The organism is Saccharopolyspora sp. CA-218241, from assembly GCF_050954615.1.
GTDB classification, from domain to species: Bacteria; Actinomycetota; Actinomycetes; order Mycobacteriales; family Pseudonocardiaceae; genus Saccharopolyspora; species Saccharopolyspora cebuensis.
Genome location: NZ_CP191860.1, coordinates 3,639,695 through 3,659,310 on the forward strand (window position 1 = coordinate 3,639,695; position 19,616 = coordinate 3,659,310).

Sequence of the window (19,616 nt, forward strand, 5' to 3'; positions counted from 1 at the left end):
TCAGCCGAAGGCGAGCACCAGCTTGCCCCGCACGTGGCGACCGGCCAGCTCGTCCAGCGCGGCCGGGAGCTCGGCCAGGGCGACCGCGCGGTTGAGCATCGGCTCCACCCGCCCGGATTCGAGCAACCCGAGCAGTTCGGCGAGCATCACCGGCAGGTCGGCGCGGGAACGCTCGTCACCGCTGCTGTAGGCGGCCCCGAGGGCGATCTCGTGGACGGAGGGCGCGAGGGTGAACGGGGCGACCGCGGTCGGGTCCGGCCGCCCGGCGACGGCGGCGAGGCCACCGCCGTGGGCGAGCAGCCGGAGGTTGGCGGTGGCCGACTCGGGGCCGACGGTATCGACCACGGCGTCCACCCCGCGCCCGCCGGTCAGCTCCCGCACCCGGGCGGCGACGTCCTCGACCCGGTAGTCGATCACCTCGTCGGCGCCGAGCCGGCGCACGTGCTCGGCATTGCGCTCGGAGGCGGTGGCCAGCACGCGGGCCCCGAGCAGCCGGGCGAGCTGGACGGCGAAACCGCCCACCCCGCCGGCCGCCGCGGTGATCAGGACGACGTCGTCGGCGCCGACGTGCAGGCGGCGGACGAGCGCCTGGTACGCGGTCATCCCGGCCGCGGGCAGGCAGGCGGCGCTGACCGGGTCCACCCCGGCGGGCACCGGCGCCAGGACGGCGGCGTCGGCCAGCGCGAACTCGGCGAAGCCGCCGCGCCTGCGCAGATCACCGTGGTAGGCGACGCGCTCGCCCGGCCGGACGTCGGGCACGTCCTCGCCCGCGGCGTCCACGACGCCGACCACGTCCAGACCGAGCACGTGCGGGAACGTCCAGTCGGCGGGAGCCGCGGCGGCGACCTGGTAGTCCACCGGGTTCAGCCCGCACGCCTCGACCCGCACCCGCACCTGCCCCGGCCCGGGGTCGGGGACCGGCAGCGCACCGATCCGCAGCGCGCCGGGTCCGTCGAGCAGCGCGGCCCGCATGTCCGTTCCTCCGGTGCTCATCCCGCCAGGCTAGGCCACCGGCCGGGACGGGGGGCTCACGCGGTGGCGGCGCCGAGGGCCGCCTCGACCTCGCGGAGGAAGTCGGGCAGGTCGTCCGGCCCGCGCGAGGTGATCAGGGTCCACCCGGCCGCGTCGTCGCGCACCACGGCGTCGTCGCCCCACTGCCCGCCCGCGTTGCGGATGTCGGTGGCCAGCGACGCGTAGGACGTCGCGTTCTTGCCGTCGAGCACCCCGGCTTCGACCAGCAACCACGGTCCGTGGCAGATCGAGGCGATGATCCGCCCCGTCCTGGCGAAGGACCGCGCGATCTCCACCGCGCGGGCCTGCTGGCGCAGCGCGTCGGCGTTGAGCGTGCCGCCCGGGACGAGCAGCAGGTCGTAGGCACCGGGATCGACCGATGCGAGCTCGTTCGAGGGCTCGACCACCTGCCCCGGGTCCTGGTCGCCGACCAGCGTCCGGACCGGATCGCCGGTGATCGCGCACACGTCGACCAGCGCACCGCGCTCGCGCAGGTGGTTCACCGGCACGACGAGCTCGTCCTGCTCCACCCCGTGATTGCTCACCACGGCGAGCACCCGTCCTCCGGTCACGTCCGCGTCGGCCATGCCGCGCTCCTCCCCGCCTCGCGAGCACCGCGAGACCGCCGGCTTCCGGAAAGGTTGTCCGCCGGGAGCGCGGGCGGCACCCCGCCCCGGCGGAGATCCCACGCTAACGCCGCCCACCGCGCGACGCAGCGCTGCGCGGCGGCTGCCCGGGCCCTGGTTGACTGGTGGCCGGAGTCGTTCGAGAACCACGGGGGATGAGGAACATGGGAACGTTCGCGGTCACCGGCGCGGCCTCGGGAATGGGTGCGGCCAGCGCCGCGGTGCTGCGCGCGGCGGGGCACGCCGTGATCGGCGTCGACCTGCGCGATGCCGACGTGATCGCCGACCTGGGCACCGAATCGGGTCGGCGGCACGCGGTCGAGGAGGTCCTGTCGCTCGCCGGGGGCGTCCTGGACGGGGTCGCGGCGGTCGCCGGGGTGGGCCCGGACCTGCCGGACGCGGCGGCGGTGGTGTCGATCAACCACTTCGGCCCGGTGGCCCTGCTCGACGGACTGCGACCGGCGCTGGAGCGCTCCGGCGCGGGACGCGCGGTGCTGATCGGGTCCAACTCCGCCACCACCGTGCCCGCGGTGGACGAGGAACTGGTCCGGCTGGCCCTGGCCGGTGACGAGGCTGGGGCCCGCGAGCGGGCCGCGACGACCCAGGCCACCTCGTCCGGGGCCGCGCCGAGCATCGCGGCCTACGCGTCGTCGAAGTTCGCCCTCGCCCGATGGGTGCGCCGAACCGCGGTCACCCCGGAGTGGGCCCGCCGCGGGGTGGTGCTCAACGCGATCGCGCCGGGCGCCGTGCTCACCCCGCTCATGCTCGGGTCGACCGGTGACGCGGCGGCGCAGGACCCGGACGAGTTCGCCACGCCGCTGCCGGTCGGCCGCTTCGGGCGGCCCGAGGACATCGCGTTCTGGGTGCACCAGTTCCTGCGCCCGGAAGCGGGTTTCACCACCGGCGCGGTGCTCGTCGTGGACGGCGGCACGGACGCGGTCATGCGCCCGGAGGCGCAGCCCACGGTGCTGGTCCCCTGACCGGCGCGGCGGGCGGGGCCCGGATTGCGGGCCGGTGGACGGGTCCGGCAAGCTGGCCCACCGGTCCGCAACAGGAGGTGTCCGGTGACCAGCGACGAGAACGGCCCGACGGTGCCCTGCCGGGCCTGCCGCGGGACGGGCCGGGTGTCCCGCCCGCGCCTGTACCTGTCCAGCAGCGGGGAGGTCTCGACGGTGGCCGGGGACGGCCGGTGCCGCCACTGCCGGCAACGCCCGGACCAGCCGCGCGAGCGCGGGGCGACCGGCTGATGCCGTCCGAACAGCCGGAGGGCTCCGCCTTCGAGCGCGGGCGCAACACCGTCTGCTACAGCTGCGGCGGGTTCCGCAAGATCAGCGATCCCCGGTTGTACGAGATCCAGGCGACCGAGGAGCTCACCACCGGCATGACGATGGGCGAATGGCGGCCCTGCCCGCAGTGCGACGGGGCCGGCCTGCTGCCCGGCCTCCGACCACCGGTGTGATCCCCGGCGGGACGGTGCGGGGGCGCGGCAGGCTCCGCACCGGTGACCGGGTGTGGTCGGCGACCCGATCGGGTAAGCGACGTGCATGGGTGAGGAGCGAGAACTCGCGCTGGTGACCGGCGCGTCCAGCGGGATCGGGTTCGAACTGGCCAAGCAGTGCGCCGAGCAGGGCTACGACTTGCTGGTCAACGCCGAGGACAGCGGACTGGAACCGGCGGCGGGCCGGCTCGCCGGCACCGGCACCACGGTGCGCTCGGTGCGCGCCGACCTGCGCTCCGCCGACGGCGTCGAGCAGCTCCACGGCGCGGTCCGGGCCACCGGGCGCCCGGTGGCGGTCGCGCTGCTCAACGCCGGGGTCGGCCAGGGCGGGTCGTTCGTCGACAACGCGCTGACCGACGAGATGGACGTCGTCGACCTCAACATCCGCTCGACGCTGCACCTGGCGAAGCTGCTGCTGCCGGACATGGTGCGCCGGGGCGCGGGCAAGGTGCTGATCAGCTCGTCGGTGGGGGCCATGGTGCCGGGCAGCTACCAGGCCGTCTACAACGCCTCGAAGTCGTTCCTGCAGTCGTTCGCCGAGGCGGTGCAGGAGGAGCTCAAGGACACCGGCGTGACGATCACCTCGCTGATGCCCGGACCCACCGAGACGAACTTCTTCCACCGCGCGGGCATGGACGACACCCGGATCGGCCGGTCGGCCAAGGACGACCCGGCCGAAGTCGCCGAACAGGGCCTGCGCGCCCTGCTGGCGGGCCGGGGCAAGGTCGTGGCCGGGTCGATGCGGACCAAGGCGCAGGCCGCCGCCGGGCACGTCGTGCCCGACCGGGCCAAGGCGGTCGCGCACCGGCAGCTGGCCGGGCCCGGCTCCGGCGAGCGCTGAGCGGCATCCAGGAGGACCACCGATGGCGAAGATCCTGTTCGTGATGACCGGCGCCGACCACTGGACGCTGGTCGACGGCACCGCCCATCCGACCGGCTTCTGGGCCGAGGAAGCGGTCGCGCCCTACCGGGTGTTCAGCACCGCAGGCCACGAGGTCACCGTGGCCACGCCGGGCGGCGTGGTCCCGCCGGTGGACCGCGGCAGCCTCACCGCCGACGCCAACGGCGGACAGCGGCAGGCCGAGGACATCGCCCGCGGCCTCGATTCCTTCACCGAGCTGGAGGAGCCGATCGCGCTGGCCGACGTCGACGTCGGCGACTACGACGCAGTGTTCTACCCCGGCGGGCACGGCCCGATGCAGGACCTGTCCTGCGACGCCGATTCGGCGCGGGTGCTCGACGAGGCGCTGGCCGAGGGCACGCCGCTCGGCGTGGTCTGCCACGCCCCGGCCGCACTGCTGGCCACCGAGCACTCGGGCGGCACACCGTTCGCCGGGTACCGGATGACCGGCTTCACCAACGCCGAGGAGGAGCAGACCGGGCTCGCCGACCGCGCGCCGTGGTTGCTTCAGGACCGGCTGGTGCGGCTAGGCGCGGACTTCCAGGAAGGCCAGCCCTGGTCTCCGCACGTGGTCATCGACCGCACCCTGCACACCGGGCAGAACCCGGCCTCGGCCGCCCCGCTGGCCACCGAGCTGGTCAAGGCGCTGGCCTGACCGATCAGGAGGTTCGCGTCCAGCCCACCGGGTCGCCCTCGTCCTCGCACCAGCGCTCCGGGGCGCCTGCGGGGCCGAGGACGTCGGTCAGCCACCAGGTCTCGTCCGGGTTCCACCCGGCCAGGACGGTGGCCGCGTCGCCGACCGGCAGCGCCCGGCCCGCCGCTTCCAGGTACGCGGCGGCGGTGAGGTGCACGGCGTCGTGGTCGGCGGCGACCGCCGCGTAGTCCGGGATGAGCCAGCGCGCGTCGGTCCCCGTGGCGCGCCACCAGTCGTGGCGCCGGGACGCGGTCACCTCCAGCGGATACCTTTCGACCAGCGCGCACCAGTCCGCGGCGCCGCGGATCTCGTGGACCCGCGGCTTGTGGACGCTTGGCTCGTGGACGCCGCGCTCCCGCGCCGGGCGCAGCGGGTGGCAGATCGCCTCGGGGACCCCCAGCGAATCCTCCTCCAGCACCAGCCCGACCGCCCCGAAGCCGGGTAGCGGTCGGGTGGTGGTCACCAGCTCCGTCCGGTCCGGTGTGGACCACCAGGTCCCGCTGATCGGCGCGTCCAACGCGTCCTCGCGCGCCCGGCAGGCCGCCTCCTGCTCGGCGGTCGCCGCGCGCCACCGGGCGAGCCGGTCCGCCGCACCGGTCAGCTCCGGGGCGGGGACGACGGGATCCACCCACCGCACGTACCGCTGGTCCGCGCCGATCGGCTCGAACCACCACCCGGTGCCGGAGGCGGCGGCGACCGCCTCGGCGGCGGGCCGCAGCCCGCGCACCGCTCCCGGCGCGGCCAGCGCCAGGTCCACCTCGTCGGGCTCCTGCCAGTACATCGCGCAGCCCACCGACTCGGCGAAGGCGACCAGCGGGTCGGAGACCTCGACGTCCCGGTGCAGGACCGCGTCGGCCGCACCGGGGTCGAGCCGCCCGCCGGCCGCCCACCAGCACAACCGGCGTCCGCGAGGTCCGGACAGCAGCACATCGGCGAACGAGCCCATCCGGCGACCCTAGGAGCCGGACCGGCGGTGGCACCACCCGTTTCCGGCCGGAGTGCGGCCGGGCGCGAGGTCCCGGCCGCACCGGGTGGTCAGAGCAGGCTGAACTCGTAGGAGTACCGGTTGAGGTGCATCACCATGCAGGACAGCAGCGCCCCGCCCTTGGTGAACTCGCTGAGGTTGATGTGGGCGACCTCGAAGCCGAGCCGTCCGGCGATGTCCTCCAGCTCGCGGTTCTTCGCCACCTCCATCTGGTAGTCCTCGGTGCCGGCCCGCAGGTCGTGGATGTCGGACGCGTTGACGATGAGGTTGTTCATCCGCATCGAGTTGCAGAGCCCGGCCATCGCGCTGGCGCTGGAGACGTCGATGACCTCGGTGTGCTTCTCCAGCAGGCTGAGCTCCTCGGGCTCGTACTTGGCGGTGCACACCAGGGTCTGCTCCTTGGTGATCGGGAAGACCGTGCAGTCCAGGTGGTAGAGGTACGGGTCGGTCTCGGCCAGCTTGAGCACGGTCATGTCGTAGGTGCGCTCGAGCCACTCGTAGGTCTCGCGCTGCGACCGCAGCCCGTATCCTCCGATGTAGACGTCGTCGTACAGGTGCTTGAGCTCGGCCTCGCCCTCGAACTTGGTCTCCGGCACGACGACCCGGTAGCCCATCGACTCGAAGAAGCGCACGCCGATCTCGGTCTCGCCGGTTCTGGGCGCGGAGGTGAAGTTCGAGATGACCACGGTGTCGCGCTCGGGCAGATGCTCCAGCACGACGCCCATGTTCGCGGTGAACACCAGGTCCTGCAGCCCGTCCGGGCGCGGCGTGGGCAGCAGGTAGACCAGGCTCTCGGAGGCCACCAGCCCGTAGAACCGGAGGAACTGCGCCATCGCCTTGCGCGCGTCCGGGCGGCGCTCGTCGAGGGGCATCTCCTCCATCCAGATGTTGTTGGCCACCTCGGTGGAGAAGGAGAACGGCGCGTTGAGCAGGTACGCCGGGCCTTCGTGCTGGGTCGGGTTGATCGGGTGCGCGGGACGGGCTGCCGTGGTGGTCATCGGTTCTCCTCCGTGGTCTCGGTGATGTGCACGAGCGGGTCGATGCCCGCCTCGACGTGTTCCTCCGGCTCGCACAGCGTGGTGAACTCGTACCGGTCGGACAGCGGGATGATGAGGTCGACCTGGGAGCCGTAGCGGATCTGCGAGAAGCGGTGTCCCTGGTCGACGTAGTTGTTCTGCCCCAGCTCGAACGGCATGATGCAGTCGACGTCGTAGTCGGCGATCTGGAGCAGGTAGTAGGACAGGTTCAGGTCCGGCACGTCGATGCGGTTGATCATGCGCTGGTTGTGCCGGAGGTACTCGCAGCCCTTCGCCGGGACCCGGAGCTGGTGCAGCAGTTCGTGCTCGACGTCGAGCATCGGGCGGTTCACCGTGTCGATGGCGTCCAGTTCGCGGTAGCGCAACCGTCCCGAGTAGGGCACCCGGTTGATGTGCACGTCGTAGAAGGTCATGAAGATGCCGATGACCAGGCACCGCTGCGAGAACGTGTCGTCGCGCAGGGCCTCCCGCAGCGTGTAGGCGCTGCCCTTCACGTCGATCACGGAGTGCTCCGGGTCGACGACCTCCTGGTAGAGGATGACCCCGTCGGCGGGGGCGAAGAAGTAGTCGGGGTCGATGTAGATGGGTCTGATGGGATCGCGGAAGAAGTGGTACTGCGACAGCCATTGCACCGACTTGTCCCGTACCGGCAGGACGTCGTCGGCGATCCATTCCCTCAATGCTTTGACCATGCCTCGTCCAAGTGGTTGCGGAGGTGTGCTGGGAACCGGGGCGACGTCGGCCCGCGATGGTGGTAGGTCACCGACATCCGGTGGCGCAGCCTGCGCCGGAACGCCCGGACGAGGCACCACAGGTGGTCCCGACCGCGGTGGTGCCGGTGCGCGGGCACCGCGCTCACCGCCGTCCCCCGGAGGCGCCGGGATCCCGGGTGAGCAGCAGCGCGCAGTTGTTGCTGCCGAAGCCGAAACTGGTCACCGCGGCCGCCGCCGGGCGGTCCACCGGCAGCCGCGCCGGTGCCAGCCGCAGCCGCGCGGTGGCTTCGGGATCGGTCAGGCCCGCCGTCGGCGGCACCTCGCCGGTGCGCAGGGCCAGCACCGCCGCGGTGATCCCCGGCAGGCACGAGGTGTGCAGCAGGTGGCCGACGGCGCCCTTGTGCGAGCCCACCGGCAGCGCGGCGCTGCCGCAGTCGGCGGCGACCGACTCCAGCGCGACGAGTTCGGCCTGGTCGCCTTGCGGGGTGCCGGTGGCGTGGGCGTGCACGTAGTCGAGCCGGTCGGCGTCGGCGTCGGCGAGCGCGTCGCGGACGCAGTCCTCGATCAGCTCCGGGTCCGAGGCCGCCGACTTGCCGGTGCCGACCCGGCAGCAGACCCCGGCGACGACGACGTCGCGGGGTGCTCCCCTGGCCGCGGCGCGCTCGGCGGATTCGAGCACGACCGCTCCCCCGCCCTCCCCGATCGAGATGCCCGAGCGGGCGCGGTCGAACGGGCGCGCCGCGGCACCGCTGACCGCGCGGACCGCGCTCATGCTGGCGTACTCGTAGCGGTTGAGCGCCGTCGCGCCCGCGACGACGACGGTGTCGGTCAGCCCGGAGCGGATCGCCTCCCGGGCGAACCCGACGCCGAAGCCCGCCGACGCGCACGCGTGGGTCAGGTAGCTGGTCCGCTCGCCGAGCGACTCCGGCGCGGCGGGCCCGACGAACTCGTCCCAGTCCGGGAGCTCGCCCGATTCCCACGGCGCCTGGCCGACCAGCACGAGCAGGGCGTCGTCGGGGACGCCGGAGAGCCCGGCGTCGACCAGCGCTTCGCCGAGCGCACGGGTCAAGTACGCGCGCTTGCGCGGCGCGCCGAGGTCGTCGGGCACCTCGCCCACCGGTTCCGCGGCGCCGGCGAACCGGCGGGCGGGCGCCAGCGCGCTGCCGCCCGAGCGCAACCCGGACCAGAACGCCCCGACTCCCACGCCGAACGGGCTGACCAGGCCGAGCCCGGTGATCACGACGCTCATGACCGGGCCTCCCGCTCCTCGGCGAGCGCCCGCAGCAACGGGACCCGCTGGCCACCGGTGACGCGCAGCGGTTCCGGTCCGCCGAGCAGCACGGCGGTGACCGCGCACCCGGGGTCGTCCAGGGCATCGGGGTCCAGCGGCAGCACGTCGCACAGCACCACGGGTCCGCGGGCGGCGAACCGGCGGGCGATGCGCAGGAAGCGCCGCGCGCTCACCCCGCCGAGCAGGTAGCAGGGACCGCGCCACCCGCTGGCGATGGCGAACTTCCGGACCAGTTCGGAGGTCTCCAGCCCGACGGAGTCCGACGGCCGCAACCGCCTGCTGGTCTCGGTGCAGCGGGCGGCGAACCGGCGGGCCGCCCACCTGCTGTACGCGTCGGCGTGCAGCAGCAGCGGCAACGGGTCGTCGGCGGACAGCACCGCGCCGAGGGTGCCCACGACGGCCGCCGCGGTGGAGTCGTAACCGCCGCGCACCCGCGCCGCCGCGGTGGCGAACTCGTCGGCCCGGGCGGTCGTGCCCAGCACCGGGCCGAGCGCGGCGTCAGCGTTGGTCGGCATGGCCGGTCCCTCCCGCCGCGGCGGCGAAGTCGCCGTCCGGCTCGTCGATCCCGGGCGGGGTGTCGGTGAGCTCGACGGCGACGTGCACCGTCGCGACCCCGCGCCGCTCGCTGGTCACCACCGCCTCCCGGAGCGCGTCCTCCAGCCGCGCCCGGTCGGTGATCACCGGGCCGCCGGGCGGCGGGTCGGCGGCGAACGGGTAGCGCCGGGCGTCGAGCCCGCGGCCCGCGCGCTGGGCGTGCAACCAGCCGTAGCCGCCGTTGCACAGCACGACGTAGACCACGCCGATGCCCTCGCGCCGGACCGTGTCCACATCGGAGCGGAACAGGGTGTAGGCACCGTCGCCGACGAAGGCGATGACCGGGCGATCGGGTGCCGCCAGCCGCACTCCGGCCGCGGCGGCCGCGCCGAAGCCGAGCGAGGTCTGCTCGGAGGGCACCACGCTGCCGCCCCGGGACCGGCAGACGTGGTACGGGAAGGCGTAGGACCACATGTCCTGCAAGCCGTTCTCCTGCACCAGCACCCGCGACGGCGGGACCACGGCGTCGATCGCGGCGAGCACCTCGGCGACGTGCAACCGGGGGTCCGCGCGCATCCGGGCGAACTCCGCTTCGGCCCCGGCGTGCAGGTCCTCGCGGCAGCGGTGGATCGCCGCCCGCCAGTCTGCGTTCGGCGGGCGGTCCGCCACGGCCCCGGTCCAGCGGCCGAGCACGTCCGCGCCGTCCCCGACGATCCGCGCTCCGGCGTGCTCGGTGGACAGCTCCGCCGCGTCGCGGTTGACCTGGACCACCGGCAGGTGCGGTCGCCAGCCGAACGTGGCGGTCTCCTCCAGCCTGCTGCCCACCGCGATCACCAGGTCGGTCGTCTCCCACAGCGGCGCCATCGCGGCGGGCGCGTAGAGCCCGGACAGCCCGCAGAACGACGGGTGGTCCTCCAGCACCGCGCCCCGCCCGGACGCCGTGCACACCACCGCCGCGCCGAGCGCATCGGCGAAGCGCTCCACCACGCCGTCGGCGGCGCGGTGCCGCATCCCGCCGCCCACCAGGACGACCGGGCGTTCGGCGGCGCGCACCGCGTCGAGCGCGCCATCCTCGCGCGGCGGGACCGACCGGGCGAGGACGGGAGGCGGCGACCACGGGCGCGCCGGGACCTCGATCGCGCCGAGGTCGTCGGGGATCTCCAGGTACACCGGGCCCGGCGCCCCGGAGCGCGCGACCAGGAAGGCCTTCTCCAGCGCGGGCAACACCCGGCTCGGGTGGTCCACCCGGTGCGCCCACTTCACCACCGGCGCGACCATGCCGAGGTGGTCGAGTTCCTGGAACGCCCCGCTGCCCCGGTGCTCGGCCGGGATGCCACCGGAGAGCACCACGAGCGGAGCGCTCCCGCTGCGCGCCTCGGCCAAGCCGGTGACCGCGTTGGCCACCGCCGGCCCCTTGCCCAGCACGCAGACTCCGGGCGCACCGGACTGCACCGCGTACCCGGTGGCCATGAACACCGCGTTGCGCTGGTCCCGGCACAGCACCAGCCGGGGACCGCCCGCGTCGAGCGCGGGCAGCAGCGCCAGGTCGTCACCGGGGAGTCCGAACAGGACGGTGACGCCCGCGGCACCGAGGTGGTCGACGACGGCGTGCCAGGCGTTCGGGAAGCAGTCCACGGTCAGCACCCCCCGGCCCGATCGTCGGCTTCCGGGACCGCCGTGGTCATGTGCTGGGCTACGGCCTTGGAGATCAGCAGCGGTTCGGCGACCCGCTTGCCCCGGTAGGCGGCGAAGTTGGCGACCATCCCGTGCCCGCCGAAGGGCCGGTTGCCGTTCTCCTCGTCCAGGACCGTGCGGTTGACGCACACCTGGTGCCGGCGGGACAGCATCTCCACCAGCTCCGGGTGCTCGCCGTAGACCATCGCGGCCATCGCCCGGTCGTCGATGAACGGCATCCGCAGCACCGATCTGAGCTGCTGGTCGTTCTGGTACACCACGATGTTGAACACCGGGGAGAACATCTCCTCGAGCGTGATCCGCTCGCTGTAGGGACGCAGCAGCACCGTCGGGTGCAGGTGCCGCTCGCGCAGGTCCAGCCGACCGCCGAACACGATGTGCTCGCGGTGCTTGCGCAGGTAGTCGGTGACCCGCTGCAACGCCGAGTCGTAGTACAGCGGCCCGTAGTCGGCGTCCTCGTCGCGGTAGTCGCCGTAGCGCAGTTCGCCGATCTCCTTCACCAGCAGTTCGACGAACCGGTCGGCGGCGTCCTCGGGCACCAGGAACACGTCCGGGCCGAAGCAGTCCTGGCCGCCGTTGAGCATCCGGATGCGGATGGCGTCGGCGACCGCGATGTCGAGGTCGGCCCCCTCGGTGACCACGAACGGGTTCACGCCCTGGCCGAAGAACAGCAGGAGCTGCTCGGGCCGGAGCTGGGTCCGGATCTGCTCGACGTTCTGGTAGGTCCCGGTGAACACCACCACGTCGGACTCCGGGACCGGTCCTTCGACGAACCGCCGCTGGCTCAGCCCGCTCGGTTCGAGGGGCAGCCCGTGCACCGGGGCCAGCATCGCGTGCAGCCGGCGGGTCAGCGAGGCCACCTGCGCCGAGGGCCGGAACACCAGCCGTTCGGTGTAGAGCGCCGGGATCAGCAGGTACAGCACGTAGGAGTAGCAGAGCACGTTGGACGGCATGAACACCGCCATCCGTCCGACCCGCCCCGGCCGGTAGGTCTCCATCTCCTCGCAGGCCCCGGTGAGCGCCTCCAGCGAGCTGGACAGCTCGGTCTCCACGGCCTTGCGCGGGGAGATCTCGCAGAGCAGGTCGAGCACCTCCGCGCGGTGGTCGCGCAGGAAGTCGGCCACCGCCCGCAGCGCCCCGATCCGCTGCGGGAAGGGCACCGCGGGGAGCTGCTCCTCCGCCGAGCGGTGCCCGGTGCTGCGGCGGACCAGCCGGTCGAGCGCGCCGGTATCGGGCTTTCCATTGCTGTTCAACGGGATTTCCTCCACCACGACAACACGGTTGGGACGCTCGTAGGAGGGCAGCAGGGCGTCGATCCGGCTGCGCCAGAAGCGCGGCTCGCGCAGCTGCGGATCGGCGACGACGAACACGAGGTGGCAGCCGCGGCGCTCGTCCTCGACCGGGACCACCCGCACCGGCGCGCCGCACTCGGCGGCCTTGGCCGCCAGCACTTCCGGGTAGAGCACGTGCCCCATCCGGTGCACCGCGGCGGCCCTGCCCACGACGAACAGGTGGCCCGCCTCGTCGAGGTGGCCGAGGTCGCGGGTCCGGTAGGGACCTTCGGGCAGCGGTCGGACGCCGCCGCCCGGTTCGAGGTACCCGGAGGTCAGGTCCGGCGAGCTCAGCACCACCTCGCCGAGCACGCCGGGCGGGACCGGCGCCCCGGCCTCGTCCAGCACGGTGACGTGCACGCCGTCCAGCGGACGACCGCACCCCACCGGGTCGTCGGGCGCCGCCAAGGCGATGTTGCCGGTCTCGGTGCTGCCGTAACCGTCCAGCAGCGGACGTCCGGTGACCCGGCGGAACCGCTCGGCCAGCGCCGCACCCAGCGGGCTCCCGCCGACGCACCACATCCGCACCGAGCGCAGCGCCTCGAGCAGCGCCGGGCGGGTGCGCATCAGGTTCAGCGCGGTGTGGTAGGTCATCGGTGCGGCGTCGACGGCCGTCGCCCCGCCGCGCGCGGCGAACTCGAGGGCGTGGTCGACCCGGTGGTACGGCGCCACCAGCAGCGAACAGCCGACCCGCCACCAGAGCAGCACCACGGACAGCCCGTACTGGTGGGAGAACGGCAGTAGCGGCAGCAGCGCGTCGTCGGTGCGGTACCGCATCCGGCGCCTGCTGCGGTCGATGTTGTCCACGAAGGACCCGCCGGACCGGACGATCCCCTTGGCCGGGCCCTCGGTCCCCGACGACCAGGTGATCAACGCGTCCGGCCGGTCCCGCCACGCGCGCAGCGACACCTGCCCGCCGGACGAGGGCGCGGAACCGGCGAGCTCCCCGAGCCCCAGCCTCCGCAGCGGTTCGCCCGGCGCCCCCGGGGAATCGGCGACCAGCCAGCGGACGTCGGCCAGGGCCGCCGCGCGGCGCACCTCGGCGGCGGTCTGCCGGTGGTCGAGCAGCACGATCGAGGCGCCCAGGTGCATCAGGCCGAGCAGGACGAGGACGTAGTCCGCGGAGTTGTCGCCGAGCACCATCACCCGGTCCGCCGGTCGCACGCCGCGCGCCCGCAGCGCGTCGGCGACGCCGACGGCCCGGCGGCCCGCGGCCGCCCGGTCCTGCGGCGGTGCCCCCGGTGCCAGCAGACCCGGAGCGCTCATCGCCGCTCCTCCGGCACGAGTTCCTTCCGGTAGCAGACCCAGCAGGAGATGTCGTCGCGCGACGGGTCGCAGACGCCCAGGCGCTCGAACAACCGCAACGCCCCGGTGGGGTTGGCCAGGTCGACGCTGAAGGTGCTGCCGGTGTAGCCGAGTTCCCGGGCCAGCCGGTCGTTCTCGGCCAGCAGCGCCCGGTAGAGGCTCCGCCCGCGGTGCTCCGGCGGGGTCCCGATGTAGCCGACCGAGAAGTCCTTGTCGTCGGGCCAGGTCTCCTCCTCCTCGGGGCGCACGGCGTACGACAGGAGGTGCGAGACCACGCGGTCGGCGTCGTCGTAGGCGAGCAACGACAGCTCCGGCAGGAAATCCGCCCCGCCGGTGAACTCCCGCCGCCAGCGCTCGGCGTCGACGTCGCCGTCCTCGTGCTGACCGGCGAAGGAGCGGTTGTGCAGTTCGCGCACCTCGTCGTCGCGGGCGGGATCGTAGGTCCCGAGCCGCCAGCCGGGCTGCAGCGGCACCGGTGCGAGCGGTGGCGTCCGAGCCAACTCGGAGAAGATCTCGTAGTACCACTTGAACGCGCGCAGCCCGAGGCCGTCGAGCATCCCCCGCAGCACCTCGTCGTTCTCGGCCGACCAGACCCGCAGCTCCGCCGGGCGCCCGTCGGCCGCGGCGCACTCCTCGGCCCGCGCGCACCCCCAGGCGAGGAGCCGGGTGCCCAGCCCGCACCGCTGGAAGTCCGGGTGCACGCAGCCCTCGACGTCGTAGTGGCGACCGGTCCGGACCATCGAGTACGCGATCAGGTCGTCGCCCTCGAAGACGCCGAGGGTGTCCAGCTCCGGGTCGGTCACCTCCTGGGCCAGCACCGCGACGAACTGGTCCGCGCTGTTCTCGGCGACCGGTCGCTCGTCCGCCTCGAAGTCGTAGACCAGGTTCTCCCAGCAGGCGGCGTCCTCCGGTCTCAGCGGTCGCCACTCGTAGGCCGCTCGGATGCCGTCGGGGTGGCGCACGGGACGTTCCTGCCGGGCAGCGGGAATGCGGGGATACTGGTCGGGAAAGCATTCGCGCACAACTCCACCGTCCTGTCAGACGAATTGAGCACCGAAGTTCGCATTCGGCCTGTGCTCCGAACGTACGGCAACCGAGGAAACGGGCGCACTGGTCTCTACACCATTCAGCGACACCCCGCAGATCGAAAGCGGGAACCGTCAGCGCACATCACCTGAACGGCCCTTTCGCGCCGCTCCCGATCACTCAACCAGGGACCATTCGACGCGTTGACCTGCGATGACGCGTCGAACCGGACGTGTCGACGCGAAAGCGGCGAGCCGGTCGGAAATGGTGACGAGCCTTCGCCGCGGCAATGCGTTCATCGACGAACGGGTGCGCAATCGAAGCGTCCCGAATGGACGGGAACCATCTGGAATTCCCGGATGCGTGATCCGAATTCAACGCGGCACATCCGTTCTATCGGATTCCGCGGCGACTCCGGAAAGCCGGGCGCGGGGCGCCCCCCGGTGACCGGGGGGCGCCCCGCGCCCGGGGAATGCGCTCAGCCTCGCGGACGCGGTGCGGGCAGCAGGGGCCCGTCGCCGAACACCCCGGTCTCCGGTGCCGGGTCCTCCGGTGCCGGGTCCTCCGACGCCGGCCAGTGCCGCCGGGCCCGGCTCGCGGGCGCGCCGATCGGGTACACCGTGCCGCCCATGGACACCGCGAGATCGGCGAACCTGCCGCACTGGCGCAGCATCTCGCCGAGCCACTGCCTCGGCCGGGGCATCCCCGTCGAATCCAGCAGCAGGTCCCACAACCACACCAGCTCCCCGCCCTCAGGCAGCCGCAGGGAGGTGCCGAAGCGATCCCGGCGGTGCGGGAACCACAGGCCGTAGGCCATCGGGCTGACATCGCGGTCGCGCAGCACGGTCATCGCCGCTTCGGCGAAGTCCACGAAGGACCCGTCCGGCAGGAACAGGTCGGTCCACGGCTTGTGCACCGCGTCCCAGCCCGCCTCCAGCGCTTGGTCGTAGAGCGGGTCGACGGCGGTCACGTGCGCCAGGTAGTCCGCGTCGTGCTCCGCGGACACCGCGCCACCGAGCCCGCCGAGAACCGCGGCGGCGTCCGGGGGCGCCGCGTCGTAGTAGCTCGCCAGGTGCAGCCGGTAGGTCCGCACGTCGGGCTGCGCGAACCGCACCGACACCTCGTCGGTGCGCCCCTCGGCGATCAGCGTCCGGACGTCCTCGACGAGCGCCCGGGTGCTGGTCGCCGAGTCGTAGTCGAGCACCCAGCCGCGCACCCGGGCCGGCGCCGGCACGACGTCGAGCACCGCGCTGACGATGACGCCTCGGCGCCCGAGGCCGCCGAGCACCTCGCGGAACAGCTCGGGGCGCTCGGTCCGGCCGCAGCGCACCCGTTGCCCGGTGGCGGTCACCAGTTCCAGCTCGCTGACCGAGTCGCCGATCGATCCCGCCGCGGGCAGGTTGCTGATCCCGCCCACCGAGAGCACGCCACCGACCGAGAGCCGCAGGTATCCGGTCGGTCCGGAGGCCAGCCGCAGCCCGCGCGCCCACGCCGCTTCGACGACCTGGCGCAGGGTGACGCCCGCCTCGACCGCGATCCCCTCGGGCCCCACCGCGCGGATCGACCGCAACGCGCGCATGTCGATGTGCAGGCCGCCCGCGGTGAGCCCCTGCCCGCCCACCGAGTGCCGTTCGCCGCGCGCCCGCACCGGGATGCCCTGCCGGGCGCACCACGCGACCATCGCCTCGACGTCGCCGACGCCACCGGGGACCAGCACCGCCCCGGGGCGGGCTTCGACGATGTTGCCCAGGTCCGTCGCGTCCCGGTCCCGCGCGAGGAGGTCCAGCAGCAGTTCGCCGCCGTCGGGCAGCGGCGGCGTCCCGGACCACCGGTCGCGCACCGCGTCGTAGTGAGGGACTCCGAAACCATCCACGTTCCGCGTCACGTCGCACCCCTCCCTCGGCGTGGCCGGCTTCGGCCGGGCCGACCGCGCTCGGACCGCGCCGGCGCGGCACCCGACAGGCGCGTCCCCGGGGACTTCCCGGGTCGTTCCCCCCTGCGCACCGGCACTTTCCGGGTTCAGCGTGACACCCGGAAGGCGGGTTGCGCACTCCTCCGATCGTTACCGCGCGTCATGTCACCCCTTCGGCGCCGGAACACCGAAAAGACACGGGGGGTGAGGTGGTTCGACGTTCATCTTTCCCGTTCGGAGCAACATCGAGGGATTGCCCGGATCAATCGGACACCGATGCCACGTAGGGTGATCTCTTCCCCGCGGAAGTGGACCAACGGTCGTGTACGCGTAACACCAGGCCGTTACGGGCTCCACGGCGACGTGGAACCCCCTGCTGGTCCGACCGTGCAGGTCGATCATGACCTGGCGTGACCAGTGGTCCCCGAAGTCCTGCGGACGCCATCAGCGGGCGGCGGCCAGCCCGTCGACCAGGAAGCGCACCGCCCGGCCGAAGTGGTCGTCCCAGGCGTCGTCGAGCGTCGGGGCGTGCGCGGCCAGCGTCGGGTAGCGCTCGGCGTGGCGCCGCAGGTGTTCGTCGACGGCCCGGCGCGCCGGTGCCTCGCCCTCGTGCTGCCAGGAGGTCTCGACGGCCACCGAGCCGATGACCAGGTTCGAGATCGCCGCGGCCGCCGCCGACAGCTCGGCGCCCCGGAATCCCGCGCCGGTGAGCGCGACGTGCACGGATTCGGCGCGGGCCAACGCGTTCGGACCGGTGAGCGGTCGACTGCCCGCCAGCGCCGCGGACCACGGATGGCGCAGCAGCGCGCGGCGCAGTCCGTGCATGTACCCGGTGATGTCGCCGGTCCAGTCCACCCCCGGGCCACCCGCCTCCGGGATCTCGCCGAAGACCGCGTCCAGCGCGAGGTCGAGCAGGTCGTCCCGGGTGGCCACGTGCCAGTAGAGCGTGGTGGCGTGGACGCCGAGCGCCTCGGCCAGGCGGCGCAGGCTCAGCCCGGCCGCCCCGTCGGCGTCGAGCAGCGCGACCGTTGCCTCGGCGATCCGCTCCCGGGTGAGCCCGCCGCCGCGACCGGGCGCGCGTTCGCGGAGCCAGATCGCCCCCGGCACGGCCGGGCCGGTGTCGGCGCGCTTCGGACTCATGGGCGACATCCTAGCGGCGGCTTGCGCCCGCCCCAGGCAGTCCTGCACTGTAGGACCGTGCGCGTCCTACGCCGTAGGACCGGAGAGGAGGCGGACGTGGAACGGGGACATCCCCGGCGGTGGTCGATCCTGGTGGCGTTGTGCGCCGCGTTGCTGCTGGTCGTCGTGGAGAACACCGTGCTGTCGGTGGCGCTGCCCGCGATCGGGCGGGCGTTCGACTCCTCCACCGCGCTGCTCCAAGGTGTCGTCGACGCCTACGTGGTCGTCTTCGCCGGTCTGCTCGTCGCCGCCGGAGCCGCCGCCGACCGGTACGGGCACCGCCGGGCCGCGCTGGCCGGGCTGCTCCTGTTCGGGCTCGCCTCGGTGGCCGCGGCGCTGGCCTGGTCGGCGTGGTGGCTGCTGCTCGCCCGCGCGCTGATGGGCGCGGGAGCGGCCCTGGTCATGCCCTCGACGCTGGCCGTGCTGGTGCACGTGTTCCCGGCCGAGGAGCGGCCGAAGGCGTTCGCCGTCTGGACCGCGGTGGCCTCCGTGGCGATGGCCCTCGGCCCGGTGCTGGGCGGCGCGCTGGTCCAGGCGTGGAGCTGGTCGGGGATCTTCCTGATCAACGTGCCGCTGGTCGCCGCCGCCCTCGCCGGGGTGGCGCGGCTGGTGCCGGAGTTCCGTGCTCCCGCGGCCCACCGGCTCGATCCGGTCGCGGCCGGGCTGGTGACCCTCGGCACCGGCGCGATGATCACCGCGCTGATCATCGCCGGGGAACGCGGGTGGGAGTCCCCCGCCGCGCCGGGGGCGCTCGCGGTCGCCGTCGCGGCGCTGGGGTGGTTCGCGCACCGGCAACGGCGCGACGGCGCACCGATGATCGACTTCACGCTGTACCGGGACCGCCGGTTCGCCGGGGCGAGCGCGGCGGCGGCGTTGCTGACCGTGGGCACCGGCAGCGTGCTGTTCGTGCTCACCCAGTACCTGCAACTGGTGCGCGGCCACTCCGCGCTCGCGGCCGGGATCGCCGTCATCCCGCTGGCCGCGGGCACCGTGCTGGGCTCGGCGGTCGGCGGCCGGGCTCCCGGCCGGATCGGGGCCCGGGCCGCGATCGCGCTCGGATTCGCCCTCGCCGCAGCGGGTTTCACCGTCCTCGCCGCACTCACCCCGACCAGCCCGCATCCGGTGCTGGCGTGCGGCTTGCTGCTCGCCGGGGCCGGGACCGGTTTCGCCGGGCCCGCGACCACCAGCACCGTGCTCGGCTCCGTACCGCCCGCCCGCGCCGGGCTCGGCTCCGCCCTCAACGACACCCACCAGCAGTTCGGGTTCGCCCTCGGCGTCGCCGCGCTGGGCGGCCTGTTCGCCGCGCGCTACCGCGCCGGAACCCCCGCCCCCGACCGGCCGCTCGCCGACGCCTTGGCGGACCCGACGCTGAGCGGTCCGGCGCGGACCGCGTTCACCTCTGCGCAGAGCGCCACCATGCTGGCCGCGGCCCTGTGCGCCCTCGCCGGGGCCGCGGTGGCGTTGGCCGTGCTCGGGGCGCGGGACTCCGCCGCGGAACCGCGGGGCGAATCCCCGCGGTGATCCGAGCCCGACGCACCCGCCGCGCGGCGGGCCCGGGCGATCCGGTGTACCGGCGGATCGCCCGGGCTGCCCGTCCCGCGCCACCCGCCGGAAACCCGGCGCGGCGGGACCACATCGCTGCTCATCCTCCGTGGATGGCGAATTCGGTTGTCACGGATCAGGATTCGGTACCGAGCACGGGAAAATCGGCTATCTCACGACGAAATCATCCCTTCGACGATCCGCCCTCCCGAACGGGGCGCGGCGGATCCGCAACGGGGTCCGGCACCAGCGCGACGACGGCACCGGGCGGCCGGAGAGGTCGGGCCGACGGTCCTTCACCCGGATCGGGCCGAGGACGGCGGGGAAGCCGATCGC

18 protein-coding genes are annotated in these 19,616 nt (G+C 73.8%); 6 read left to right on the forward strand and 12 right to left on the reverse strand.

Translation table 11 applies throughout. From position 1 onward, the window contains the following. Entirely contained in the window at positions 1-993 is a 993-nt protein-coding gene (locus ACQP0T_RS17370; protein ID WP_433869016.1) for a zinc-binding dehydrogenase, read from the reverse strand. A 35-nt stretch (positions 994-1,028) separates the two neighbouring features. Further along, a complete protein-coding gene (locus ACQP0T_RS17375) occupies positions 1,029-1,598 on the reverse strand; it encodes a DJ-1/PfpI/YhbO family deglycase/protease (protein WP_433869017.1) in 570 nt (189 codons plus the stop codon). 203 nt (positions 1,599-1,801) lie between these two features. On the opposite strand from ACQP0T_RS17375, the gene ACQP0T_RS17380 reads away from it, so the two are divergent. The 5 genes from ACQP0T_RS17380 to ACQP0T_RS17400 all read left to right on the forward strand — a co-directional run bounded on the left by ACQP0T_RS17380 (position 1,802) and on the right by ACQP0T_RS17400 (position 4,691). After that, positions 1,802-2,617, forward strand: a complete 816-nt coding sequence (locus ACQP0T_RS17380; protein WP_433869018.1) for an SDR family oxidoreductase — start codon at positions 1,802-1,804, stop codon at positions 2,615-2,617. A gap of 84 nt (positions 2,618-2,701) precedes the next feature. Beyond that, entirely contained in the window at positions 2,702-2,884 is a 183-nt protein-coding gene (locus ACQP0T_RS17385; protein WP_345361340.1) for a hypothetical protein, read from the forward strand. Continuing rightward, the gene (locus ACQP0T_RS17390) at positions 2,884-3,096 is read left to right on the forward strand and encodes a hypothetical protein (protein ID WP_433869019.1); all 213 of its coding nucleotides are present in this window, start codon (positions 2,884-2,886) and stop codon (positions 3,094-3,096) included. The genes ACQP0T_RS17385 and ACQP0T_RS17390 overlap by 1 nt, the downstream gene beginning before the upstream one ends. Positions 3,097-3,181: 85 nt before the next feature. Next, entirely contained in the window at positions 3,182-3,976 is a 795-nt protein-coding gene (locus ACQP0T_RS17395; protein WP_433869020.1) for an SDR family NAD(P)-dependent oxidoreductase, read from the forward strand. A 22-nt stretch (positions 3,977-3,998) separates the two neighbouring features. Next, positions 3,999-4,691, forward strand: coding sequence for a type 1 glutamine amidotransferase domain-containing protein (locus tag ACQP0T_RS17400; protein ID WP_345361349.1), 693 nt, complete (start codon positions 3,999-4,001; stop codon positions 4,689-4,691). 4 nt (positions 4,692-4,695) lie between these two features. Here the strand turns inward: ACQP0T_RS17400 and ACQP0T_RS17405 are convergent, their stop codons facing one another. From ACQP0T_RS17405 to ACQP0T_RS17450, 10 genes are all read right to left on the reverse strand, one after another. After that, the gene (locus ACQP0T_RS17405) at positions 4,696-5,676 is read right to left on the reverse strand and encodes a hypothetical protein (protein ID WP_433869021.1); all 981 of its coding nucleotides are present in this window, start codon (positions 5,674-5,676) and stop codon (positions 4,696-4,698) included. An 89-nt stretch (positions 5,677-5,765) separates the two neighbouring features. Then, entirely contained in the window at positions 5,766-6,713 is a 948-nt protein-coding gene (locus tag ACQP0T_RS17410; RefSeq protein WP_433869022.1) for a dimethylarginine dimethylaminohydrolase family protein, read from the reverse strand. Beyond that, positions 6,710-7,432 carry a phosphatidylserine decarboxylase gene (locus ACQP0T_RS17415; protein ID WP_433869023.1) on the reverse strand — a complete coding sequence of 241 codons (723 nt, stop codon included), beginning with the start codon at positions 7,430-7,432 and terminating at the stop codon, positions 6,710-6,712. The genes ACQP0T_RS17410 and ACQP0T_RS17415 overlap by 4 nt, the downstream gene beginning before the upstream one ends. A 175-nt stretch (positions 7,433-7,607) precedes the next feature. Further along, entirely contained in the window at positions 7,608-8,714 is a 1,107-nt protein-coding gene (locus ACQP0T_RS17420) for a beta-ketoacyl synthase N-terminal-like domain-containing protein (protein ID WP_433869024.1), read from the reverse strand. Continuing rightward, on the reverse strand, positions 8,711-9,271 hold the full coding sequence (locus ACQP0T_RS17425) for a hypothetical protein (protein ID WP_433869025.1): 561 nt from the start codon (positions 9,269-9,271) through the stop codon (positions 8,711-8,713). The genes ACQP0T_RS17420 and ACQP0T_RS17425 overlap by 4 nt, the downstream gene beginning before the upstream one ends. Beyond that, positions 9,255-10,925, reverse strand: coding sequence for a thiamine pyrophosphate-binding protein (locus tag ACQP0T_RS17430; RefSeq protein ID WP_433869026.1), 1,671 nt, complete (start codon positions 10,923-10,925; stop codon positions 9,255-9,257). The genes ACQP0T_RS17425 and ACQP0T_RS17430 overlap by 17 nt, the downstream gene beginning before the upstream one ends. A gap of 2 nt (positions 10,926-10,927) precedes the next feature. Then, a complete protein-coding gene (locus ACQP0T_RS17435) occupies positions 10,928-13,582 on the reverse strand; it encodes an aldehyde dehydrogenase family protein (RefSeq protein ID WP_433869027.1) in 2,655 nt (884 codons plus the stop codon). Continuing rightward, entirely contained in the window at positions 13,579-14,583 is a 1,005-nt protein-coding gene (locus ACQP0T_RS17440; protein ID WP_433869028.1) for a GNAT family N-acetyltransferase, read from the reverse strand. Before ACQP0T_RS17440 ends, ACQP0T_RS17435 begins: the two co-directional genes overlap by 4 nt. A gap of 542 nt (positions 14,584-15,125) precedes the next feature. Beyond that, positions 15,126-16,532 carry an FAD-binding protein gene (locus ACQP0T_RS17445; protein ID WP_433869029.1) on the reverse strand — a complete coding sequence of 469 codons (1,407 nt, stop codon included), beginning with the start codon at positions 16,530-16,532 and terminating at the stop codon, positions 15,126-15,128. 471 nt (positions 16,533-17,003) lie between these two features. After that, positions 17,004-17,699, reverse strand: a complete 696-nt coding sequence (locus ACQP0T_RS17450) for a TetR/AcrR family transcriptional regulator (RefSeq protein ID WP_433869030.1) — start codon at positions 17,697-17,699, stop codon at positions 17,004-17,006. A gap of 96 nt (positions 17,700-17,795) precedes the next feature. Here ACQP0T_RS17450 and ACQP0T_RS17455 point away from each other — a divergent pair, with 96 nt between their 5' ends. Further along, positions 17,796-19,259 (forward strand): MFS transporter, encoded by a 1,464-nt coding sequence (locus ACQP0T_RS17455; protein ID WP_433869031.1) that lies wholly within the window; start codon positions 17,796-17,798, stop codon positions 19,257-19,259. Positions 19,260-19,616: the final 357 nt, after the last annotated feature.

Bases quoted from the DNA above. Each gene is read 5' to 3' on its own strand.
- ACQP0T_RS17395 (WP_433869020.1), top strand. From the start codon at position 3,182: ATGGGTGAGGAGCGAGAACTCGCGCTGGTGACCGGCGCGTCCAGCGGG.
- ACQP0T_RS17370 (WP_433869016.1), bottom strand. From the start codon at position 993: ATGAGCACCGGAGGAACGGACATGCGGGCCGCGCTGCTCGACGGACCC.
- ACQP0T_RS17435 (WP_433869027.1), bottom strand. From the start codon at position 13,582: ATGAGCGCTCCGGGTCTGCTGGCACCGGGGGCACCGCCGCAGGACCGG.
- ACQP0T_RS17405 (WP_433869021.1), bottom strand. From the start codon at position 5,676: ATGGGCTCGTTCGCCGATGTGCTGCTGTCCGGACCTCGCGGACGCCGG.
- ACQP0T_RS17380 (WP_433869018.1), top strand. From the start codon at position 1,802: ATGGGAACGTTCGCGGTCACCGGCGCGGCCTCGGGAATGGGTGCGGCC.
- ACQP0T_RS17400 (WP_345361349.1), top strand. From the start codon at position 3,999: ATGGCGAAGATCCTGTTCGTGATGACCGGCGCCGACCACTGGACGCTG.
- ACQP0T_RS17375 (WP_433869017.1), bottom strand. From the start codon at position 1,598: ATGGCCGACGCGGACGTGACCGGAGGACGGGTGCTCGCCGTGGTGAGC.
- ACQP0T_RS17450 (WP_433869030.1), bottom strand. From the start codon at position 17,699: ATGAGTCCGAAGCGCGCCGACACCGGCCCGGCCGTGCCGGGGGCGATC.
- ACQP0T_RS17420 (WP_433869024.1), bottom strand. From the start codon at position 8,714: ATGAGCGTCGTGATCACCGGGCTCGGCCTGGTCAGCCCGTTCGGCGTG.
- ACQP0T_RS17425 (WP_433869025.1), bottom strand. From the start codon at position 9,271: ATGCCGACCAACGCTGACGCCGCGCTCGGCCCGGTGCTGGGCACGACC.
- ACQP0T_RS17390 (WP_433869019.1), top strand. From the start codon at position 2,884: ATGCCGTCCGAACAGCCGGAGGGCTCCGCCTTCGAGCGCGGGCGCAAC.
- ACQP0T_RS17410 (WP_433869022.1), bottom strand. From the start codon at position 6,713: ATGACCACCACGGCAGCCCGTCCCGCGCACCCGATCAACCCGACCCAG.